Origin of the sequence: Mesorhizobium sp. BR-1-1-10, assembly GCF_020165595.1 — a bacterium.
Classification (GTDB): domain Bacteria; phylum Pseudomonadota; class Alphaproteobacteria; order Rhizobiales; family Rhizobiaceae; genus Mesorhizobium; species Mesorhizobium australicum.
Genome location: NZ_JAIUIL010000006.1, coordinates 170,614 through 191,954 on the forward strand (window position 1 = coordinate 170,614; position 21,341 = coordinate 191,954).

17 protein-coding genes are annotated in these 21,341 nt (G+C 63.2%); 10 read left to right on the forward strand and 7 right to left on the reverse strand.

All coding sequences use genetic code 11. The annotated features are described in order from the left end of the window. Window positions 1–101: 101 nt before the first annotated feature. Complete coding sequence (locus tag LB555_RS14870) at window positions 102–1,550, reverse strand: short-chain fatty acyl-CoA regulator family protein (RefSeq protein ID WP_140715809.1); 1,449 nt, start codon at window positions 1,548–1,550, stop codon at window positions 102–104. A gap of 223 nt (window positions 1,551–1,773) precedes the next feature. Between LB555_RS14870 and aceA the strand changes: the two genes are divergently transcribed. From aceA to LB555_RS14885, 3 genes are all read left to right on the forward strand, one after another. After that, window positions 1,774–3,063: an isocitrate lyase gene (gene aceA, locus LB555_RS14875; RefSeq protein WP_023772829.1), complete on the forward strand. Its 1,290-nt coding sequence runs from the start codon at window positions 1,774–1,776 to the stop codon at window positions 3,061–3,063. Window positions 3,064–3,119: 56 nt separating this feature from the next. Further along, window positions 3,120–3,362, forward strand: a complete 243-nt coding sequence (locus LB555_RS14880) for a hypothetical protein (protein WP_006202762.1) — start codon at window positions 3,120–3,122, stop codon at window positions 3,360–3,362. A gap of 239 nt (window positions 3,363–3,601) precedes the next feature. Next, window positions 3,602–4,045 carry a response regulator gene (locus LB555_RS14885; RefSeq protein ID WP_015316307.1) on the forward strand — a complete coding sequence of 148 codons (444 nt, stop codon included), beginning with the start codon at window positions 3,602–3,604 and terminating at the stop codon, window positions 4,043–4,045. Between the two features lie 70 nt (window positions 4,046–4,115). Here LB555_RS14885 and LB555_RS14890 read toward each other — a convergent pair whose 3' ends face one another. Beyond that, complete coding sequence (locus LB555_RS14890; protein ID WP_140660793.1) at window positions 4,116–4,832, reverse strand: HAD family hydrolase; 717 nt, start codon at window positions 4,830–4,832, stop codon at window positions 4,116–4,118. A 148-nt stretch (window positions 4,833–4,980) separates the two neighbouring features. Between LB555_RS14890 and LB555_RS14895 the strand changes: the two genes are divergently transcribed. The 4 genes from LB555_RS14895 (at window position 4,981) to LB555_RS14910 (ending at window position 9,455) form a co-directional block, all read left to right on the forward strand. Further along, a complete protein-coding gene (locus tag LB555_RS14895; protein ID WP_015316305.1) occupies window positions 4,981–6,417 on the forward strand; it encodes a glutamine synthetase family protein in 1,437 nt (478 codons plus the stop codon). A 55-nt stretch (window positions 6,418–6,472) separates the two neighbouring features. Beyond that, window positions 6,473–6,838, forward strand: a complete 366-nt coding sequence (locus LB555_RS14900; RefSeq protein ID WP_015316304.1) for a four helix bundle protein — start codon at window positions 6,473–6,475, stop codon at window positions 6,836–6,838. 72 nt (window positions 6,839–6,910) lie between these two features. Further along, on the forward strand, window positions 6,911–8,197 hold the full coding sequence (locus LB555_RS14905; RefSeq protein ID WP_224683154.1) for an NAD(P)/FAD-dependent oxidoreductase: 1,287 nt from the start codon (window positions 6,911–6,913) through the stop codon (window positions 8,195–8,197). 376 nt (window positions 8,198–8,573) lie between these two features. Continuing rightward, entirely contained in the window at window positions 8,574–9,455 is an 882-nt protein-coding gene (locus LB555_RS14910; RefSeq protein ID WP_224683155.1) for an SH3 domain-containing protein, read from the forward strand. A 19-nt stretch (window positions 9,456–9,474) separates the two neighbouring features. Here LB555_RS14910 and LB555_RS14915 read toward each other — a convergent pair whose 3' ends face one another. Continuing rightward, window positions 9,475–10,221: an SDR family oxidoreductase gene (locus LB555_RS14915; protein WP_041163342.1), complete on the reverse strand. Its 747-nt coding sequence runs from the start codon at window positions 10,219–10,221 to the stop codon at window positions 9,475–9,477. 317 nt (window positions 10,222–10,538) lie between these two features. Between LB555_RS14915 and zwf the strand changes: the two genes are divergently transcribed. The 3 genes from zwf to edd all read left to right on the forward strand — a co-directional run bounded on the left by zwf (window position 10,539) and on the right by edd (window position 14,606). Then, a complete protein-coding gene (gene zwf, locus LB555_RS14920) occupies window positions 10,539–12,011 on the forward strand; it encodes a glucose-6-phosphate dehydrogenase (protein WP_015316300.1) in 1,473 nt (490 codons plus the stop codon). Then, window positions 11,993–12,709, forward strand: coding sequence for a 6-phosphogluconolactonase (pgl, locus tag LB555_RS14925; protein ID WP_015316299.1), 717 nt, complete (start codon window positions 11,993–11,995; stop codon window positions 12,707–12,709). Before zwf ends, pgl begins: the two co-directional genes overlap by 19 nt. A gap of 73 nt (window positions 12,710–12,782) precedes the next feature. Continuing rightward, entirely contained in the window at window positions 12,783–14,606 is a 1,824-nt protein-coding gene (edd, locus tag LB555_RS14930; protein ID WP_224683156.1) for a phosphogluconate dehydratase, read from the forward strand. A 67-nt stretch (window positions 14,607–14,673) separates the two neighbouring features. Here the strand turns inward: edd and LB555_RS14935 are convergent, their stop codons facing one another. From LB555_RS14935 to LB555_RS14950, 4 genes are all read right to left on the reverse strand, one after another. Continuing rightward, the gene (locus LB555_RS14935; RefSeq protein WP_224683157.1) at window positions 14,674–16,332 is read right to left on the reverse strand and encodes a vWA domain-containing protein; all 1,659 of its coding nucleotides are present in this window, start codon (window positions 16,330–16,332) and stop codon (window positions 14,674–14,676) included. A gap of 113 nt (window positions 16,333–16,445) precedes the next feature. Beyond that, window positions 16,446–17,444 carry a GlxA family transcriptional regulator gene (locus LB555_RS14940; RefSeq protein WP_032922464.1) on the reverse strand — a complete coding sequence of 333 codons (999 nt, stop codon included), beginning with the start codon at window positions 17,442–17,444 and terminating at the stop codon, window positions 16,446–16,448. Window positions 17,445–17,472: 28 nt separating this feature from the next. Then, a complete protein-coding gene (gene folD / locus LB555_RS14945; RefSeq protein ID WP_140876764.1) occupies window positions 17,473–18,372 on the reverse strand; it encodes a bifunctional methylenetetrahydrofolate dehydrogenase/methenyltetrahydrofolate cyclohydrolase FolD in 900 nt (299 codons plus the stop codon). A gap of 179 nt (window positions 18,373–18,551) precedes the next feature. Then, window positions 18,552–21,143 (reverse strand): GumC family protein, encoded by a 2,592-nt coding sequence (locus tag LB555_RS14950; RefSeq protein ID WP_224683158.1) that lies wholly within the window; start codon window positions 21,141–21,143, stop codon window positions 18,552–18,554. Between the last annotated feature and the right edge of the window lie 198 nt (window positions 21,144–21,341).

The window sequence follows — 21,341 nt, forward strand, 5'->3', positions numbered from 1 at the left end:
AACGCTTAATCAATATTGCATCCGCTATATTTAGCGTGAAGGCTTATTGTCTTCCTGAGTAGGAAGCAGTCTTCTTCTTCGCGCGGCAAGTCACCACGACATCACTGGAAGTCGAAGGCACTCAGGCCGGTGACCATCTCGTCGAGGCCGAGCGGTCGCGTCACCGGCGGCTCGGCGCGCGCCAGGCAGCCGGCGCGCTCGCAAAGCCGGCAGGCGGGGCCGACAGGCGTCGCCGCGACGGTGCCCGCCCCCATCTTCGCGCCGGTCGCCGCGCCAGGCAGCACCGTGCCATAGACGATGTCGTCGCGAAAGCCGATGTCGCAGCCGAGCAGCAGTGCCGTGCGGCGGGGTCGTTCGGAGAACGCGCCTTGCGGCCCCTCCAGCGTGCGGGCGATGCACAGGAACTCGGCGCCGTCGGGCATTTCCACCGCCTCGACGAATATCTGGCCCGGCTGAGTGAAGGCGACATGCACGGGAAGCTTGGCACAGCCCCCGCCGAAGCGGCTTTGCGGAAAGCCCTGGCTGCCGGCCTTGCGGAAGCGGTTTCCCGCATTGTCGATCTCCAGCATGAAGAAGGGCACGCCGGAAGCAACTGGCCGCTGCAGCATGGTCAGCCGGTTTGCCGCCTGCTCGAAGGAAACGCCGAAGCGCGAGCGCAGGACATCAATGTCGTAGCGTGAGCGAACGGCCGCCGCGTGAAAGGGCTGATAGGGCATCATCAGCGCATGGGCGGCGTAGCGGCCGAGTTCGAAGCGGGCAAGGCGGCGCGCCTCGTCCGTGGTCAGCCTCAGTGCCTGGATCTCACCGGCGACCGCAACCGACATGCGGATCAGGCAGGCCTCCATCGCGACTTCACGCAACTGGTCGAACGGCGACAGACGCTCGGACAGGAACAGGCGCTGCGAGTGGCGGTCGTAGCGGCGGCGCCAGTTCGGCATGGTGGCGACCGGCAGAACCTTGACCACGATGCCGTATTCGCGCTTCAGCCATGCCTTCAAGGCGCCAAACAGGTCGTCGCCGGGATCGAGCACCGACGTGAACGCCTCGGCCTCTTCCTCGAGCGAGACGAAATGGTTCGGTCGCCGCTCGAAAATCTCGCGCACCTCGTCGATCGGCAGGCGGGCGCCAGAGAGGGCGGTCGCCCGGCCCTCGCGGGCCAGAAGCTCGTTGAGATCGGACAGCCGCTCGGCTTGCTCGCGATAGGCGCGGAACAGTTTTATCACCGCGGCGGAGGCGTTGGGCGCCGCCTCGGCAAACTCGATCAATTCCTGGTCTCCCGGCAGTTCGCCGACCAGCAGCGGATCGGTGAACACCTCCTTGAGGGCAGCGACCGATCCCCTTGCCTCGCCCTGAAGCTCATGCGGATCGACTTTGTAGACGGAGGCGAGCTTCAGGATCAATTGCACCGTCAGCGGCCGCTGGTTGCGCTCGATCAGGTTGAGGTAGGACGGCGAGATGCCGAGCCCCTCGGCCATCGCCGTCTGGGTCAGGCCCTTGGCGCCACGGATGCGGCGGATGCGCGGCCCAGCGAAAATCTTCTGGTCAGCCATCGCCAATCCTTGACAGGAATTTACACGCCGCCCGCTGCATCCCGTCTCCTTCGCTTTACAGGATTGACAAATTTACAGCGCCTTGCTGTCAAACACAACACAGATTTTCCGTTATATCCACTCGGTTCTGCTGATTTTTCTAGCTCATGCGGCGCCAAAATGTAAATTCAGTCACATAGAAGCGGCCCGAGAATTGGCTGTGCAGAAATCTTCGGAGTGACCAATGACTGATTTTTACAACCTCGTCCCCTCGGCGCCTGAAGGTCGCTTCGACGGCATTGAACGTCCCTATTCGCCGGAGGACGTGAAGCGGCTGCGCGGTTCGGTGCAGATTCGTCAGAGCCTTGCCGAAATGGGCGCCAACCGGCTGTGGAAACTCATCCACGAGGAGGACTTCGTCAACGCGCTCGGCGCCATGTCCGGCAACCAGGCGATGCAGCAGGTGCGCGCCGGGCTGAAGGCGATCTACCTGTCGGGCTGGCAGGTCGCCGCCGACGCAAACACCGCCTCGGCGATGTATCCGGACCAGTCGCTCTATCCGGCCAATGCGGCGCCCGAACTGGTCAAGCGCATCAACCGCACGCTGCAGCGCGCCGACCAGATCGAAACCTCCGAAGGCAAGGGGCTTTCTGTGGAGACCTGGTTCGCACCGATCGTTGCCGACGCGGAAGCCGGCTTCGGCGGTCCGCTCAACGCCTTCGAGATCATGAAGGCGTTCATCGAGGCCGGTGCCGCTGGCGTCCATTACGAGGACCAGTTGGCGTCGGAGAAGAAGTGCGGCCATCTCGGCGGCAAGGTGCTGATCCCGACCGCGGCGCATATCCGCAACCTCAACGCGGCGCGGCTCGCGGCCGACGTGATGGCCACGCCCACCTTGGTCGTGGCACGCACGGACGCGGAAGCTGCAAAGCTGCTGACCTCCGATATCGATGAACGCGACCAGCCCTTCGTCGACTATGATGCCGGCCGCACGGTGGAAGGCTTCTACCAGGTCCGGAACGGCATCGAGCCTTGCATCGCGCGGGCCATTGCCTATGCGCCGCACGCCGACCTGATCTGGTGCGAGACCTCGAAGCCCGACCTGGCGCAGGCCAAGAAATTCGCCGAGGGGGTGCGCAGGCACCATCCAGGCAAGCTGCTCGCCTACAATTGCTCGCCGTCGTTCAACTGGAAGAAGAATCTCGACGACGCGACGATCGCCAAGTTCCAGAGGGAACTGGGCGCCATGGGCTACAAGTTCCAATTCATCACGCTGGCCGGCTTCCACCAGCTCAACTACGGCATGTTCGAACTCGCCCGCGGCTACAAGGCGCGGCAGATGGCGGCCTATTCCGAGTTGCAGGAAGCGGAATTCGCGGCGGAAGCCAATGGCTATACCGCGACCAAGCACCAGCGCGAGGTCGGCACCGGCTATTTCGACGCGGTCTCTATGGCGATCACCGGCGGCCGGTCGTCGACCACGGCCATGCATGAATCGACCGAGCACGCGCAGTTCAAGCCGGCCGCGGAATAGCGACCAGGAAATACAGAGGAAACGCCCAACAGGGCCTCAGACACAGGAGAAGACCAATGGCATCGATAAGCCGCGTCAAGGAACGGGCCGAAGAGCAATCGACCACGATGAGCGTCGACCAGCAGGCGACAATCCGCATGCTGGCCAACGACCTGCACAGGCTCAACCAATCGGTGATGAAGGCGGTCGAGGCGGGCGTCTCGGTGGAGCTCGTGCGCTCCGCGAGGCACCATGGCGGCGACGGCAATTGGGGCGACCTGCTGATCCCGGTCATCGTTACACAACAAAGCCATGGCTGACCCGGAGGCGCTACAACCGGCCATTTGCCCGCGCCGCGTATGCGTAGGTGAATTTTATTTTCACGCAACCAAGCTATGGACAGGGCAGTACAGTACTGTTGCTTGAATCCACTGTGTGGGAGACGGTTTCAGAAGTCTTTTATTTCAACTTGACATAGGGTGCGATCTCACGCCAATTGTCCGCAGATTCAACTCTGCATTGAAATAGGGGCAAGATTCTTGGCCGACTTGGGTGCCTAGTGAGTGACGAGGGGGAGAGTACAAAACATCTGAATCGGGTGACCCGGGGTTCAAACATTGAGACGATCCGAGATCCTTCGCGGGTGCTTGTTGTCGGGAAGTCGCCGATCAATCGCGTCGTGGTGTCTAAAATCGTCGAGCGTTCCGGGCTCAAACCAATCTCGGAATCGCCTGAAATGGCGGTGAAGACCTTACGTTCGCTTATCCCCGGGGCGGTTGTCCTCGATGGTGGCCCCGACAACAAAGACTGCGACACGCTGATGTCCAGTATCGACACGTTGCGGCGAGCCGCGGGCAAGGCACTTCCTCCCGTGATCCTGCTTTCAACCAAGAATGGCACGCCCGAGAGCCTGGGCCTGGCGCATGTTGTCGACGCGGTGGTGGCCAAGCCGATCACGCCCGAACGGCTGCAACCGGTCATCGATCGCCTGACCGGCCGCTAAAACGATTCCAAAAGGCGAAAACCGTTTTTCCATCCAGAATTGCGCGAAAAAAGCAGTCGGAGGTCTACGATCAAACTCTGTTCCTGATGCTTTCGACAAGCGCGGGCAATTGGCTGAGATCCGATATCTGGCGGAAACGCGGCTCGGCGACCGGCGCCTCCACATGTTCGAGCACCCAGGTCAATTCGTGCGGCACATGGACACCCCAGCCGCCGGCCTCGATGGCGGGCACCACGTCCGACTTCAGCGAATTGCCGACCATCATGCTCCTTGCCGGGCCATCGCCATGGCGGTTGAAAAGGCGCGCATAGGTCGCGGCGGTCTTGTCGCTGACGATCTCGACGGCGTAGAACAACTCGCCCAGCCCGGAGCCAGCCAGCTTGCGCTCCTGATCGAACAGATCGCCCTTGGTGATCAGCACGAGGCGGAAGGTGCCGGCGAGCTTCTCGACCGTCTCGCGTGCATGCGGCAAGGGCTCGATCGGATGGCCCAGCATCTCGCGGCCGGCGTCGAGAATCTCCGATATGACGGAAGCCGGCACGCGCCCGTCGGTGACCTCTATCGCCGTCTCGATCATCGAGAGCGTAAATCCCTTGATGCCGAAACCGTAGATCGCGAGATTGCGCCTCTCGGCTTCCAACAGTCGAGCCGAGATCTGCTCGCCCTCGCCATGATCGGCCAGCATGGCGGCAAAGCGCTTTTCCGTCATGCGGAAGAACCGTTCGTTCTGCCAAAGCGTGTCGTCGGCGTCGAAGCCGATCGTGGTCAGTTCGTTGCTGGATCTCATCGCCGGCTTCTCGAGTGCGGGAAGACGCCAAACCTATGCCGACCGGCAACCGGTTTTCAACCCGCAACGGCAAATGCCCGCGGCGGCTCCCCTTCCCTTCGGTCGCACGGCACGGCTATACTTGAAAATCCGCAACCCAATCTGGTGAATGATGCCGCCTGCAAAAAAGGAAGTCCGTCCGTCGAGCCGCGGAGGACGGGCGCGCACGCCTGCCTTCGTGAAAAACCTGCGAGGTGTGAAGAACTGGAAGGAAGTCAGCGATTGGCTGGAATGGCGCGGCATCGAGGATATCGAATGCATCACGCCTGATCAGGCCGGCGTGGCGCGCGGCAAGATGATGCCGTCGAAGAAATTCACTTCCAACACCTCACTGGCGCTGCCTTCGGCGGTCTTCATGACGACGATTTCCGGCGGCTATCCGGAGGACGGTAACGGCTTTCACTATCCGGAAGACGACGGCGACCTCAAGCTGATGCCGGACCTGTCGACATTGACCGTGGTTCCCTGGGAAGAAGACCCGACGGCCGCCGTCATCTGCGACCTCGTCCACCAGGACGGCCGCTCGGTCGAGTTCACGCCGCGCAATGTGCTGAAGCGCGTGCTGGCGGCCTATGACAAGCTTGGGCTGAAGCCGGTCGTGGCACCCGAAATCGAGTTCTACCTCGTGCGCAAGAATCCGGACCCGGACTATCCCCTGACCCCGCCTGTCGGCCGCTCGGGGCGCGCGATCGGCGGCGGCGCCGGCTATTCGATCGCCGGCGTCAACGAGTTCGACGAACTGATCGACGACATCTACCATTTCTCCGAAAGCCAGGGCCTGGAGATCGACACGCTCATCCACGAAGAGGGCGCCGGCCAGCTCGAGATCAATCTGCGCCACGGCGACCCGATCGAGCTCGCCGACCAGGTGTTCATGTTCAAGCGCACCATTCGTGAAGCCGCGCTCAAGCATGAGATCTACGCGACCTTCATGGCCAAGCCGATTCAGGGCCAGCCGGGCTCCGCCATGCATATCCATCAGTCGATCGTCGACAAGAAGACGGGCAGGAACATCTTTTCGGCCGAGGATGGTTCGGAGACCGAGGATTTCTTCCATTTCATCGGCGGCATGCAGAAGCACGTGCCGAATGCGCTGGTTATGTTCGCGCCCTACGTCAATTCCTACCGGCGGCTGACGCAGGCGGCCTCTGCCCCGGTCAACAACAAATGGGGCTACGACAACCGCACCACGGCTTTCCGCGTGCCGCGTTCCGATCCAGCGGCGCGGCGCGTTGAAAACCGCATCCCGTCCTCCGATGCCAATCCCTATCTGGCGCTGGCGGCTTCGCTTGCCTGCGGGCTGATCGGCATCACCAGGAAGATCAAGGCCGAGCCTCCCGTGCTGACCACCGCCAACGCGCACGAGATCGACCTGCCGCGCAGCCTGCTCGAAGCCGTCGACCTGTTCGAAGGCGACGAGGAACTCTGCGCACTGCTGGGCAAGTCCTTCGCCGCCACCTATGCGGCGATCAAGCGGGCGGAATTCGAAACGTTCATGGAAGTGATCAGTCCGTGGGAGCGGGAATATCTGCTGCTGAATGTTTAGGGGAGTAAGGCAGTAGGGCAGTAAGGCAGTAAGGCAGTAAGGGGGGTGGCAGACGATGGCGAAGATCGAATCGTACAGGGATCTGATCGTCTGGCAGCAGGCCATGGACCTAGCAGTATCAGTCTACGAGGCGACAAAAGCCTGGCCGAAAGAAGAACTCTATGGCGTGACTGCTCAGCTACGCAGGGCAGCCACCTCCGTGCCCGCCAACATAGCTGAGGGTTACGGACGGGAAAGCCGGGCTTCCTATCAGCAATTTCTCAGGATTGCGCAAGGATCACTCAAAGAATTGGAGACCCATCTGCTGATCGCGCAACGCGTCGGCATCACCTCGCATGAGATAGCCCAACCGCTGATGAACCGCAGCGAGAGTGTGGGAACGCTCTTGCGGCTTCTAATCCGCAAATTGTCACCCGAGTAGTTTATCTACTGCCCTACTGCCCTACTGCCCTACTGCCCTACTGCCCTACTGCCCTACTGCCCTGTGAGCATCATGAACTACCAATCCCCCATTTCCCCCGGCCGATCCTGGTATGAGGACACGGCTGGGCCGCGGCCCGAATATCCAACGCTCGACGGTGATCGGACCTGCGACGTCGGTATTATCGGCGGCGGGTTTACCGGCCTGTCGGCAGCGACGCATTTGGCCAAGGCCGGTACCAGCGTCGTCCTGATCGAAGCCTATCGTTTTGGCGACGGCGCTTCGGGGCGCAATGGCGGCCAGCTCGGCACCGGGCAGCGTGCCTGGGCCGAGGACCTGGAGGCCGAATACGGTCTGTCCCGCGCCAGGGCCCTGTTCGATCTCGCCGAAGAGGCGAAAGCGCATCTGCTCGACTTCGCCGCCCTCAACCAGATCGATATCGACTACATGCCGGGCCAGCTCTCGGTCGCGCACAAGCCGCGCTATGTCGACGACTACAAGGCGCATGCCGAAATCATGGCCGGCCGCTTCTCGTACCCGCACATCTCCTTCATGGATGCGAAGGAGACGGCGGATCGGCTGGGCTCGAGCGCTTATTTCGGCGGCACGCGCGATATCGGCACCGGCCATATCCATCCGATGAAGCTGGTGATGGGCACGGCGCGGGCGGCGGCACAAGCTGGCGCCCACTTGTTCGAAGGGACGCCATCGACCGGCATCGTCTCGGCAGGCGGCAAGGTCAGGGTCTCCACGCCGAGAGGGACGATCTCGGCGCAAAAATGCCTGATCGCGGTCAACGCCTATGGCGGCACGCTCGAGCCGGTGAGTGCCGCGCACATCATGCCGATCGGATCCTTCATCGGCGCGACCGTGCCGCTGGGGTCGGATTCGAACGTGTTGCCGGGGGGCGAATCGGTCGACGATTCCCGCTTCGTCGTGCGCTATTTCCGCAAATCCAGGGATGGACGGCTGCTGTTCGGCGGACGCGAGGTTTATGGCGTCAACGATCCCAAAGATATCCACATCCACATTCGCCGCCAGATCGCGGAGCTCTATCCGGCGCTCGGCGATGTCGAGATCACCCATGGCTGGGGCGGCTATGTCGGCATCACCGTGCCGAGGAAGCCGTTCGTGCGCGAAGTGATGCCGAATGTGATCTCGGCCGGCGGCTATTCCGGTCACGGCGTCATGCTGTCGAACTTCTTCGGCAAACTCTATGCCGAAACCATCACCGGCAACCGCGACCGGCTGAAGCTGATCGAGGAGCTGAAAATCCCGCCATTTCCTGGCGGCCGCCGGTTCCGGGCGCCGCTGCTTTTCCTTGCGCTCAACTGGTTTGCGCTGCGGGACAGGATCTAATGCGTCGCGCAAAGTTACCTTTGGGAAGAACGACATGCACAAAACAAGATCCAAGTGCGTCGTGGGGTCTTTTCCAACGCGACGTGCTTAGGCTGGGATTGGATCGCCGCTATCCCTGCGATCACGAACTCATGTAATATTGTAATATTCATGTAATATTTGTTGCCCGGGCGACACATTGCGGAATTGCCGGCAAAAGCGCAGAATCCTTGCTAATGGCGTACTGACGCCACAATCGCGGGCGAAAGGTCCGCATCTGGGCGATTGTTCGGGGATTGTTGCGGGCCCGCCCGCGTTTTGGGACCGATGCTGATCGAACGCGTGACTTGCGATATTTGATCGAAAGAACACCGGCCCGCTTATGGAGGTGGCAAGAGTGAGAGAGCCCTTCAGTTTCGGTGCTCCGGAACGTCGGCGCTTCGCCATGCAGTTCGGCTATGACATGCGCCCGTCATTCTGGCAGGGAGTCCGTTCGAACTCGCACCTGGTTATCGCGGCAATAGGCACCGCGGCACTGCTTGGCGTTGCCGCAGTGGCGCTCTGGCTGGCGTTGCCGACCGGCGAGAGGCAAGCAGCCGCCAGTCCCGAGCAGAGCATTCCGACCATTCCGGTGAAGACGACGAAAGTTCCCTCCTCGGGGACGACGGTGACGGTGGCGGCCGTGACGCCGCAGGCGGAGCGCAAGTCCAGCCAGGTGTCACTGACCAAGGCAGCGGCGGCGGTGGACATACCAGCGCTTGCCGCCAATGATCCCCGCTGGACAGGGGCGCAGCCGAAGGCTGCCGCGGCAACTGATCCCGATCAAACGGCGGCTCCCAGCCAGGTAGCCAAGCAGCCCGAGCCGGCGCCTGACAAAACAGCGGCGGCATTCGCGCAATCGTCTACCGATACCGATGCCGCCGACGAGCTTGCCAAGGTCGCCGCGCCGAGCCCGCCTGCCAATAGCAGCAATCCCGATGGCGCGCAGACCGCCGCCATTCCGGAGACGCAGCCGCAAGCACCGGACCAAAAACCCGCGAATGCACAAGGCGAGGACAACGCAGCCAAAGCGAAGCCGCGCAAGGTGGCGGCGACAGGCAACGGCCGTATTCTCAGGGCTGTGACCATGCGCAGTGCTCCGAAGAAGGGGGCCACCCCCATCGGTACGATCCCTGCCCGGACCTCGGTGCAACTGATGGGCTGCAAGCAGTGGTGCGAGATCGTCTACAACGGCAAGCACGGCTGGGTGTACAAGAGCTACGTCAAGCCCGGCACGTAATATCCGACGATCGCCGCGTTCAGATGCAGCGCCCGCCATCGACCTCCAGCGCGACCCCGGTGATGAAAGCGGCCTCGTCCGAGGCCAGCCATAGAGCCGCGTTGGCGATATCGAGCGGGGTCGACAGCCTCCCGAGCGGGATCGAAGCGCGGAATGCCTCGCGGATCTCGGGCGTGTCGGCGCCCATGAATTTTTCAAGCATCCCGGTCTCGCCGGCGACCGGGCAAAGGCAGTTGACGCGAATGTTCCTGGGCGCGAGTTCCACCGCCATCGACTTGGTGGCGGTGATCGCCCAACCCTTCGAGGCATTGTACCAGGTGAGGCCGGGCCGCGGCCGCAATCCTGCGGTAGACGCCGTGGTCAAGATGACACCGCCGCCTTGCCGCTCCATGATCGGCACAACCGCAAGGGCGGCGTGATAGATCGCCTTCATGTTGACTGATGTGATCAGGTCGAAGGTTTCCTCGTCGACTTTGAGCATGTCGCCATTGCGATGGGTGAACCCGGCATTGTTGACCATGATGTCGACACGGCCGAAGGCGCTTTTGGCGGCATAGACCATCTCGTCGAACTCGGAGCGCAACGAAACGTCGGTCTGCGTCCAGATTGCCGCCTCGCCGATCTCATCGGCGACGCGTTTGGCACCCTTGGCGTTGAGATCGGCGACAACGACCCTGGCGCCCTCTTCCGCGAAGCGCTTGGCCATGCCTTCGCCGAAGCCCGATGCCGCACCGGTGATGATGGCGACCTTGTTTTCCAGACGCATGCTTTTCCCGCTCATGGACTTCCTCGATATCACTGCACAGCTTGCACAAGGGCTGGCGACCGATGCAATCGATGCCGCAAGGCGCGCCGATTTCTCCCTTAGCTTTCGTCACATTCACGTTCTATGCTGCAACTGCGAAAGCCTCCGGAGTCTTCGTTCACCGACAAGCCTCCCGGCGGCGCCAGTGTCAAGCGCACACGTGGACCGACGCAAAATCCAGCGGTTGGTCCTTGATGTGACACCATGGCACTGGAAAATTTAAATCGATTAGAATATATCAGCCTCGTACTTGCGACCGGCGTCAAAGCGGACAGACCATGACCAGCCAGATCATCCCCGTCGACCCTTTCGACTTCATCATTTTCGGTGGTACCGGCGACCTGTCGGAACGCAAGCTGCTGCCGTCGCTCTACTATCGCCAGCGCGACCATCAATTCTCCGAGCCGACGCGCATCATCGGCACGTCGCGCTCGAAAATGAGCGACGAGGAGTTCCAGGCTTTCGCCAAGCAGGCGATTTCGGACCATGTCAAGCCGGCCGATATCGATGCCAAGGAGTTGAAGACCTTCCTCGCCCGGCTTTCCTACGTCCCGGCCGATGCAACGAGCGGCGCCGGCTTCGACAAGCTGAAAAAGGCGATCGGCGAAAGCGACCACATCCGCGCCTTTTACCTGGCCGTGGCGCCGGCGCTGTTCGGTGACATCTCGCACAAGCTCAAAGAGCACAATCTGATCACGCCGAATTCGCGCATCGTGCTGGAGAAGCCGATCGGCCGCGATCTTGCCTCAGCGCAGGCGCTCAACGACCTGGTCGGCGACGACTTCCACGAAAGCCAGATTTTCCGCATCGACCACTATCTCGGCAAGGAGACGGTGCAGAACCTGATGGCGCTGCGCTTTGCCAATGCGCTGTACGAGCCGCTGTGGAATTCCGCCCACATCGACCACGTGCAGATCACCGTCGCCGAGACCGTGGGCCTGGAAGACCGCGTCACCTACTACGACAAGGCCGGTGCGCTGCGCGACATGGTGCAGAACCACATGCTGCAGCTGCTTTGCCTCGTCGCCATGGAAGCGCCCTCGTCGATGGACGCCGACGCGGTGCGCGACGAGAAGCTCAAGGTGCTGCGGGCGCTGAAGCGCATCAACGGCAACGAGGCGCCGAAGCACACCGTGCGCGGCCAGTACCGCGCCGGTGCGTCGGCCGGGGGACCGGTGAAAGGCTATGTCGAGGAACTCGGCAAGGACAGCAACACCGAGACCTTCGTCGCCATCAAGGCCGAGATCGGCACCTGGCGCTGGGCCGGCGTTCCGTTCTATCTCAGGACCGGAAAGCGGCTGGCGACCCGGGTTTCGGAAATCGTCATCGAGTTCAAGCCGATCCCGCATTCGATCTTCGGCGACAGCGGCGCGGGGCCGATCTTTGCCAACCAGCTGGTCATCCGGCTGCAGCCGGACGAAGGCGTCAAGCAGTTCATCATGATCAAGGACCCAGGCCCGGGCGGCATGCGGCTGCGCCAGATCTCGCTCGACATGAGTTTCGCGCAGTCTTTCGACGGCCGCGCGCCCGACGCCTATGAACGGCTGATCATGGATGTCATCCGCGGCAACCAGACGCTGTTCATGCGCCGCGACGAGGTGGAAGCCGCCTGGAAGTGGATCGACCCGATCCAGAATGCCTGGGAAGGCGCCAAGCAGGAAGCGCAGGGCTATACGGCAGGCACATGGGGGCCGTCGGCCTCGATAGCACTGATCGAACGTGACGGGCGGACATGGCACGAGAGCAATTGAACAGCGCCAGCTACAACTGGAACGCTTTTCCCGACCGTCCGCAACTGGCCTCGGCGCTGGCTGGCCGCGTCGCCGATACCCTGACCAAGGCGATCGCCGGGCGCGGCACGGCACTGCTGGCGGTCTCCGGCGGCACGACACCGGCAAAGTTCTTTGCCGCGCTCTCCGCGGCGCCGATCGCCTGGGACAAGGTGATCGTGACGCTGGTCGACGAACGTTTCGTGCCGGCCTCCTCGCCGCGATCCAATGCCGGGCTGGTTGCCGCCAACCTGCTGCAGAACGCGGCCAAGGCGGCCCGCTTCGTTCCGCTCTACCACGAGGCGGTCGGCATCGAGGATGCCGCGGCATCCGACGATGCGGCCCTGCGATCCCTGCCCTGGCCGCTCGATGTCGTGATCCTCGGCATGGGGCCTGACGGCCATACCGCCTCCTTCTTTCCCGACGCCGACGATCTGCCGAAGCTGCTCGACCCCGCCTCGGACAGGATCATCCTGCCGGTTCACGCCGTAAGTGCGGGTGAGCCTCGGCTGACCCTGACCCTGGCGCGGATCATCGACGCCGGTTTCATCGCGCTGCACATCGAGGGCGAGGACAAGCGCACCGCCTTCGACGGCGCGGCCGCGTCCGGGCCGCGAAAGCCGATCCGTGCCGTGCTCGACGCATCGCCCAAGCCCGTGGAGGTTTTCTGGGCGCCCTGATTTCAAGTTTACAAGTGGTCCCGGCAACGGCGGGAGGATGTTTCCGGGACCTCGCCTGAAAGGACCTGATCCCATGACCGCAAGACGAGACATCGAAGTCATCACCGAACGGATACGCCAGCGCTCCAAAGCGGGCCGGGAGCGCTACCTCAGCCGTATCGCCGAAGCGTCGAACCGGACCGCCAACCGGTCGGTGCTGTCCTGCGGCAACCTTGCCCATGGCTTTGCGGTCTGCAGCCCCTCGGAAAAGCTGGCGCTAGGCGCAGACAAGGTGCCCAATCTCGGCATCATCACCTCTTACAACGACATGCTGTCGGCGCATCAGCCCTTCGAGACCTTCCCTGCCCTGATCAAGGAGGCCGCGCGCGAGGCGGGCGGCATCGCCCAGGTCGCGGGCGGCGTGCCGGCGATGTGCGATGGCGTGACCCAAGGCCAGCCCGGCATGGAGCTGTCGCTGTTTTCGCGCGACGTGATCGCCATGGCAGCCGCGATCGGCCTGTCGCACAACATGTTCGACGCCGCCGTCTATCTCGGCGTCTGCGACAAGATCGTCCCGGGTCTGGTGATCGCCGCACTAGCCTTCGGCCATCTGCCGGCGGTGTTCATTCCTGCCGGCCCGATGACGACAGGCCTGCCCAACGATGAGAAGGCCAACGTCCGCCAGCTCTATGCCGAGGGCAAGGCAGGACGCGCCGAACTCCTGGAAGCCGAGTCCAAGTCGTATCACGGGCCGGGCACCTGCACCTTCTACGGGACGGCGAACTCCAACCAGATGCTGATGGAGATCATGGGCCTGCACACGCCGGGCGCGTCCTTCGTCAACCCCGGCACGCCCCTGCGCGACGCCTTGACCCGCGAAGCGACGAAACGGGCACTGGCGATCACCGCGCTCGGCAACGCCTATACGCCGGTCGGGCGGATGATCGACGAACGTTCGTTCGTCAATGGCGTCGTCGGCCTGCATGCCACCGGCGGCTCGACCAACCACACCATCCACCTGATCGCCATGGCCGCCGCCGCCGGCATCGCGCTGACCTGGCAGGATATTTCCGACCTCTCGGAAGCGGTGCCTCTGTTGGCACGGGTCTATCCGAACGGACTTGCCGACGTGAATCATTTCCATGCAGCCGGCGGCCTCGGCTTCCTGATCCGCGAACTGCTCGACGAAGGCGTCCTGCACGAGGATGTGCAGACGGTGTGGGGCGAAGGCCTGCGGCCGTACGCGGTCGAGGCAAAGCTCGGCGCCGACGGCGCTGTGCTGCGCGAGGCTTCGCCGCGCGCAAGCGGCGACGAAAAGGTGCTGGCGCCGTTCAACAAGGCTTTCCAGGCGACGGGCGGCCTGAAGGTGCTGGTGGGCAATCTCGGTCACGCCGTCATCAAGACATCGGCCGTCAAACCGGAGCGGCGTGTCATCGAGGCGCCGGCCAAGGTGTTCGACAGCCAGCAGGGGCTGAACGACGCCTTCAAGGCGGGCACACTCACCGGCGACTTCATCGCCGTCATCCGCTTCCAGGGTCCGAAGGCCAACGGCATGCCGGAACTGCACAAGCTGACCACCGTGCTCGGCATCCTGCAGGATCGCGGCCAGCGCGTGGCGCTGGTCACCGACGGGCGCATGTCGGGCGCCTCCGGCAAGGTGCCGGCGGCAATCCATGTGACGCCGGAAGCGGTCGAGGACGGGCCGATCGCGCGGATCCATGACGGCGACATCATCCGCCTCGACGCCGATGCCGGCACGCTCGAAGTGCTGGTGCCAGGCACCGAATTCGCGTTGCGCCGCACGGCCGAAGTCGATCTCATCGGCAATGAATTCGGCTTCGGACGCGAGTTGTTCGCCGGCTTCCGCCAATTGGTGGGCCGCGCCGATCACGGCGCCAGCGCGTTCGGCACTGCCTGACGCATTCTGTCCGGCATGAAAAGGGGCGGCACGTGGCCGCCCTTTTTGCCGGTCGAAATCGCAATCCTCATTGCACCGTCAGTTCAACCCGCTCTCCGGCCTTCACGGTCACGGCGCCTTCCTTCTTGCTGTTGTCCGACTTCTCCGAAACCACGGCGTAATCGCCGGCCGCTATCGCGGCCTGATACTTCTCGTCATAGGCATAGCCGATCGACTTGCGATTGCCATTGATGTCCTTCTTCGTCTCGAAGATCTCGATCTTGGAGGTGCTAGGCGCCGTGATTGCCAGCACGCCGGCATTCATGGCGACCTTGAGGTCCTGGAACTCGCCGACCTTGACGCTGAAAGGCTGTTCCACGACGGCGAGATCGACCGTCGCGATCAGCACATAGTCATCGGGCGGCAGATCGAACTTGCTGTCGGGGCCATAGGCATAGGTGACCTCGTCGCGGGTGCCATCGATCTTCTTCTTGGCCTTGAGCACCTTGAAGCCGGTGCCTGAACCGTCAGCCTTGTCGCCGCCGGCCACATAGTATGCGTTGGCAACGACATGGCCGACGCCGACGATGATGTCCTTGTCGATCACCCTGCCCGCGGCAAGCAGGATCGTTTCGGTGACCACGCCCTGTCCGATCGTGACGGTCACTTTCTCGTCGCCGGCCGGCAACACGACTTTCGTGTCTCCATAATAGGTCGGAGGGTTGTCGACGCCCGGATAGGCGATCACGACAGCCGCCCCGCCGGCCACATCGGCACCTTGGCTCGGACGCGGATGCAGGATGAGTGTGCCGGCATTCAAGGTGAACAGCGGCTTGTAGACCTGGCCCGCCTCGATCTTGATCTTCTGCTCCGTCTTGGCCTCACCGTCGCGCGCGACGACGATGTAGTCGCCCGGTTCCAGATTGGCTTTGTAGTCGCCGTATTCGGTGGTGACGTTGTCGCCGCGCGTGCCGTCCGATTTGGCCTTGTAGACTTCCCAGGCATTGCCGTCGGTGACAGGATCTCCGCCCTCGGCCAGCACCACGGTCGGCATGAAATTGAACTCGGGCTTCGCCGGCTCGGGCGCTGGTGCCGAAGCGAGGGCCGGTGCTGGCTCGGGCGCCGGTGCCGCGACGGTCTCGACCAGCGCCTCCTGCAGCGCCTTCTCATCGGAAGCCTGGATGTATTTGCCGCCGGTATTGTCGGCGAGGCAGGCAATCTGCTTGCCTTCGTCGGCGGTCAGGCCGAAGCCGACGACGTCGGCGGTGAAATCGACGCCGGAGGCTTCGAGTTCCTTGCCAAGCGCACAAGGGTCGCCGCCGCACGTTTCGAGCCCATCGGTGATAAGAACGACAGTTGCCTTGTCCTCGGTGTATTTCAGCGCTTCGGCCGCCTGCTTGACGGCTGCCGTCAGCGGCGTCTTGCCGAGGAACTTCATGCTGTCGGCGGCTGCCGAGATGGCGCTTGCCGAGCCCGCCTGGGGCGGCACGATCAGTTGGATGTCGTCGCAGCTGCCTTTTTCGCGATGGCCATAGGCCATGAAGCCGATCTCGTCGTCAGCGGGAACCGATTGAAGCACGGTCCTCAGCGATTCGCGGGCGATTTCGAGCTTGGGCTTTCCGTCGATCTGCGCCCACATCGATCCCGACGCGTCGAGGATGATGATGACCTTGTTGGCGGCAAAGCCGAATGTCGTCGTCGACAAAAGGAGGATCGCCGCAGCGACGCTCCGCGCAAGTATCGCCATCGAAATCTCCTGAGTTAGCCACCCCGTCCGCTGGCCGAAGCTATTTGAGCGCGTGCAGGGACACAAGCCACCGCTATCAACGATAGCTCGCATAGGGCCCGTGCGTACCCAATTCAGTATGTCGTGCGGCGCTCTTCCGAGGGCGGGCGGCCAAACTGCAGCCGATAGCTCTGGGCAAAATAGGAATGCGAGGTGAAGCCGGTCGCGATCGCCACGTCGAGGATCGGCATGTTGGTCTGGCGCAGCAATTCGCGCGCCCGCTCCAGCCGCAGCCGCATGTAGTAGCGTCCGGGCGTGACGTTGAGATGGCGCAGGAACAGCCGCTCCACCTGGCGCACCGAGAGGCCCGCCGACTTGGCGAGCTGTACCGCCGACAGCGGCTCATCGAGATGGTCGGCCATCAGTTCGACGATGCGTCGCAACTTCTCCGACTTGCCGGTGAGGTCACGTTCCGGCCCGACGCGCTGGCGGTCTCCAGCGGAGCGGATGCGCTCGTGCTGGAACTGGTTGGCGACGCCATTGGCGAGGTTGGAGCCGAAATCGCCACGCACGATCTCCAGCATCAGATCGATCGAGGTGGTGCCGCCGGCGCAGGTGTAGCGTTTGCGGTCGATCTCGAAGACGTTGCCCGTGCAGTTGATGTCGGGAAAGCGCTCGACGAAGCCGGCGCGGTTTTCCCAATGAATGGTGCAGCGATAGCCTTCGAGCTGGCCGGCCTCGGCCAGCAGGTAGGATCCGACCGACAAGGCACCAAGCGCGTTGCCGCGCCGGCCCCAGCTGCGCAAGGCGGCCAGAACCTTGCTCTTGCCCGGAAATTCCGTAGTCAAGCCGACCGAGACGAAGAGAATATCGACCGGCGGCAGGTCGGCGACGGCGTAGTCGATCTTGAGCGGCAGGCCGTTGGAAGCCATCACCGGGTCACCATCGGCCGACACAGTTGTCCAGCCGTAGAAATCGCGACCGAGCAGGCGGTTCGCCGATCGGAAGGTATCGATCGCGGCGGCCAGCGAGAACATGGAAAACTTGTCGACCAGCAGGAAAGCGAACTGCCGGCCGCCTTGAACGGGATCATTCGTGACCGGCCGTTCCGGGGAAATAGTGGGGTTCGGCAAAGCTGCGGCTTTCAGGGTCAACCCGGGCTCAGAAGGAAGGCCGCTTCAATCCGGCCGCAAGGTAGGCCGAAGCTAACGTATTGGCCATCAACATGGCAATGGTCATCGGCCCGACACCGCCGGGCACCGGGGTGATCGCACCGGCCGCCTTGGCCGCTTCGGCATAGGCGACATCGCCGACGAGACGCGACTTGCCCTCGCCTTTCTCGGGCGCGGGAATGCGGTTGATGCCGACATCGATGACGGTGGCGCCAGGCTTGACCCAGTCACCCCTGATCATTTCCGGCCTGCCGACAGCAGCGACCAGGATGTCGGCCGTGCGGGCAAGCGCCGGCAGGTCCTTGGTGCGGCTATGCGCGATGGTGACGGTGCAGTTGGCGGCAAGCAGCAGATTGGCCATCGGCTTGCCGACGATGTTGGAGCGGCCGACGACAACGGCGTTGAGGCCGGACAGGTCCTTGCCGCGCACGCGCTCGATCAAAAGCATCGAGCCGGCGGGCGTGCAGGGAACGAAGGCCGTGTCGAGTTCACCGGTGCCGAGCTTGCCGACATTGATAAAATGGAACCCGTCGACGTCCTTGTGCGGCGCGATCGCCTGGATGATCTTGCCGGCATCGACATGGGCTGGCAGCGGAAGCTGGACCAGGATGCCGTTGATTTCAGGATCGGCGTTGAGTTCGGCGATGAGCTTGAGCAGCGCCTCTTGGGACGTTTCCGCCGGCAGCGTGTGCTGAAGCGAATGAAAGCCGCATTCCTTGGCGGTACGGGATTTGGAGGCGACATAGACCTGGCTCGCCGGATCCTCGCCGACGATGACCACGGCCAGACCTGGCTTGGCCTGGCCCTTGGCGACCAGCTCGGCAGTCAACGCCTTGACCGTCCGCACCACGTCTTCGGCAACGCTTTTTCCGTCAATCACTTCGGCCATGCCACCCTCAACATCGTTCCGCCCAACGCCGCTTCGAGAACATAATGCCGCGGCGCAGGCAATCTGCAGCGCGGCATTGTCACGAAAATACAAGCTCGCAATCCCGTCAAAGCGCCTTCCCATGCCGTTTACGCGAAACCGGCACGGTTTTGTTCGGCCTCCGCAGCCTATCTGATGGTTCAGAAGTAGCGGCGGCGGGTGCGGTTTTCCGTGAGTTCGCGGACCGCTTCGCGGAATTCACGCAGGCTGGCGCGAATCTCTTCGACCGATGCTTGTTCGCCACCCTCCTCGACCGGGGTCGGCCTCGCGGGCGGGGCGGCCGGTGGCTGCGCCGGAGGAGCGGGCGGCGGCGGATACGGCATCTGCGCCGCATAAGGTCCCGCTGAGCTTTGCGTGGAGGGATGGCCCGCTTGCGACCAGGGCTGCGCCTGGGGGTAGCCCAACGGCTGTGCATAGGGAGAGGACGGAAACGGGGGAGCCGGGTACGTTGCCTGTTGCGGCATTAGGGGCGAGCGCGAAGGCAAGGTCATCCGCTGCCCATACCCCGCATCGGGGCCCGGCTGGAAGGGTGACTGCGAATAATCCAGGCCGGCCGCCTGCCGAGGCCCGAAACCGGACTCCGGATGGCCAGGAAATAGCGGAGCGTTGACAGGCCGTCCGTTGTCGGCGAAGGCGGGCAGGCCGAACCCGCTGGAGATGTCGTCGTCGGCTTCGGCGGACGGCTTGCGGGACATGGCCTTGCGCAGTCTCGACATAAGTGCGCCGATCCTCCCGGAGCTTTCGGCGGGAGCGGCCTCGGTCCGCGTGACCGGCGGCGGTGGTGCGGGCGGCGGCGGCACAGGCGCTGCCGCCATCGGTGGCTCTGGCGGAGGCTCCGCCCGGAATGCCTGCTCCTCGCGAGGCGCTCTCTGGTCAGCCAACTTGCGTTCGTCCACCTTGCGCTCGCGGCGTGAGCGCGCGCTTGCCGTCTCGCGCAGGCTGTCATAGGTGCCACGCAGAGCGCCAACGCCAACGCCGGCGGCAAGGCCAAGCAGCAGGCCGGCCAGCGCCACCAAGGCCCGTGAGGGTCCATTTGGCTCGAGTGGAGCCTGGGCGGGAGTGATCACATTGATGTTGGTCGTGTTGATGCCCGTCTGTTCACCAGTCTCCTTGGCGCGCAGGAGATATTGTTCGTAGACGGAACGCTTGGCGGTGGCCTCGCGCTCCAGCTCCCGCAGGGCAACCAGGTCGCTGTTGACGTCGCCGCTTTGGACCTTTGCCTGGGCCAGCCGGGAAGCAAGGTCCTGTTCGAGCTGAACCGCGCGCTTCAAGTCGACCTGCAGCGAAGAGGCGATGCGGCGCAGTTCAGCCGCGATGCGCTCGCGCGCGCCGGCGATCTGGGCGTCGAGGGCCTGGAGTTCTGGATGACGCGGTCCCAGCCGGACCGCGGCACGATCGGCCTCCTGCTTCAGCGTTGCATATTGCGAGCGCAGATCGCTCATGGCGTTGGAGTTGATCTCTTCCGGCAACGTGCCGGTCAGAACGGAATTGACATCCAGCGAACGCGCCGACGCTGCCCGGGCATTGAGTTCCAGCGTGCGGGCGCGGGCGACCGAGAGCTGCTCGTTGAGCTTCAGCATTTGATCGTCGCTGATCAGATGGCCTTGCGCGTCGACCAGGCCATGCGTGGCCCTGAAATCCTCGACCTTGCGCTCGGACGCCTCGACCCCCTTGCGCAGATCATCGAGCTTGGACGTCAATTCGTTCGTCGCGCGTCCGGCCATGTCGGACTGGTATTTGGCGGCTTCCTGCTGGAAGACGGTCCTCGTGGTATTGGCAATGAGCGCCGACTTGTCGCCGTTCTGGCTCACGGCGCTGACGGAAATGACAAAAGTCTTGCCGCTGCGTTCGACCGACAGGCTCTTGGCCAGATTGCCGACAGCCAGAGCCTGGCGGCGAACCTCATCGACGCCGCCAGGCCCATCGTTGCGCGACACGATCGAGCGGATGAGCGACATGACGCCGAGGCCGCCGGAGCCCTGGCCATTGAATTCCGGATCGTTGACGAGGTTGAGATTCTTGACGACCTGATCGAGAACGGTGCCCGAGGTTAGCATCTTGATCCGGGTTTCGACGACGGCCAGAGCGGCATCGGGCTGGCCTACCGGTTGGGTGAGATCGCGGTCGGAGAGCTTCAGGTCACCCGGCTCGATGATCAGTTCGGTCGTGGCTTCGTATTTCTTCGGCATCGACAAGGCGATGGCAACGCCAAGTCCAGCGCCCAGTATCGTGGTCGCAACGATCAGCAGCTTCGACCTGGCAACGCCGCGAACGACCAGCATAGGATCGATCAGCGGCTTCCACTGCTGACTGTCCGCCCCGCCATTGGAGGACGGGTCGGCTCTGCCCGCAGCGCGGGACCCGATTGCATCGTGGGCGCCACCCGTGCCCGAAGGTTCCTCGGGGGCGGGCCTTGCTTGCGGCATGTCGGGTGGCAAATCGCCAGTGCCGGTTTCCCCCCGCGAACGCCAGGCGCCGTCGGATTCAGACGGCTGCTCCTCGTCCAGGCGAGACCGTTCGGCGTTCTCAGCTGCCGACCGAGGTGGGCTCGCCTTCGTCTCGCGACGGGAACGAGCCAGGCGATGGCGCGTGGCGGCATCCTCGCGCCATGAGGGGTCCGCGCGATCTCCAATCGACACCAGCGAAGCATCGTCCTCGCCACGCACGGCTTCACCAAGCGCCAGCAAGGAGCGCTCGCGCTTCCAGTCTTCACGGTTTTCCCTGTCGACCATGTCGTGGAGCTTTACTCTTGGCCGCTTGGCAGCGGCGGTCGGCCATTCGTTAAGCCACGCTAAACAGGCATAGGAAACAAAAAGTTAATTTCGAAAGAGGACGGCAAGAATTCACGTCATTCTTGTAAGAACTTTCAACACAACTAAAAGCTTCAGAACGGCGCGTTAAACTTTCCAGCCTATGCATTTTCCTCGACG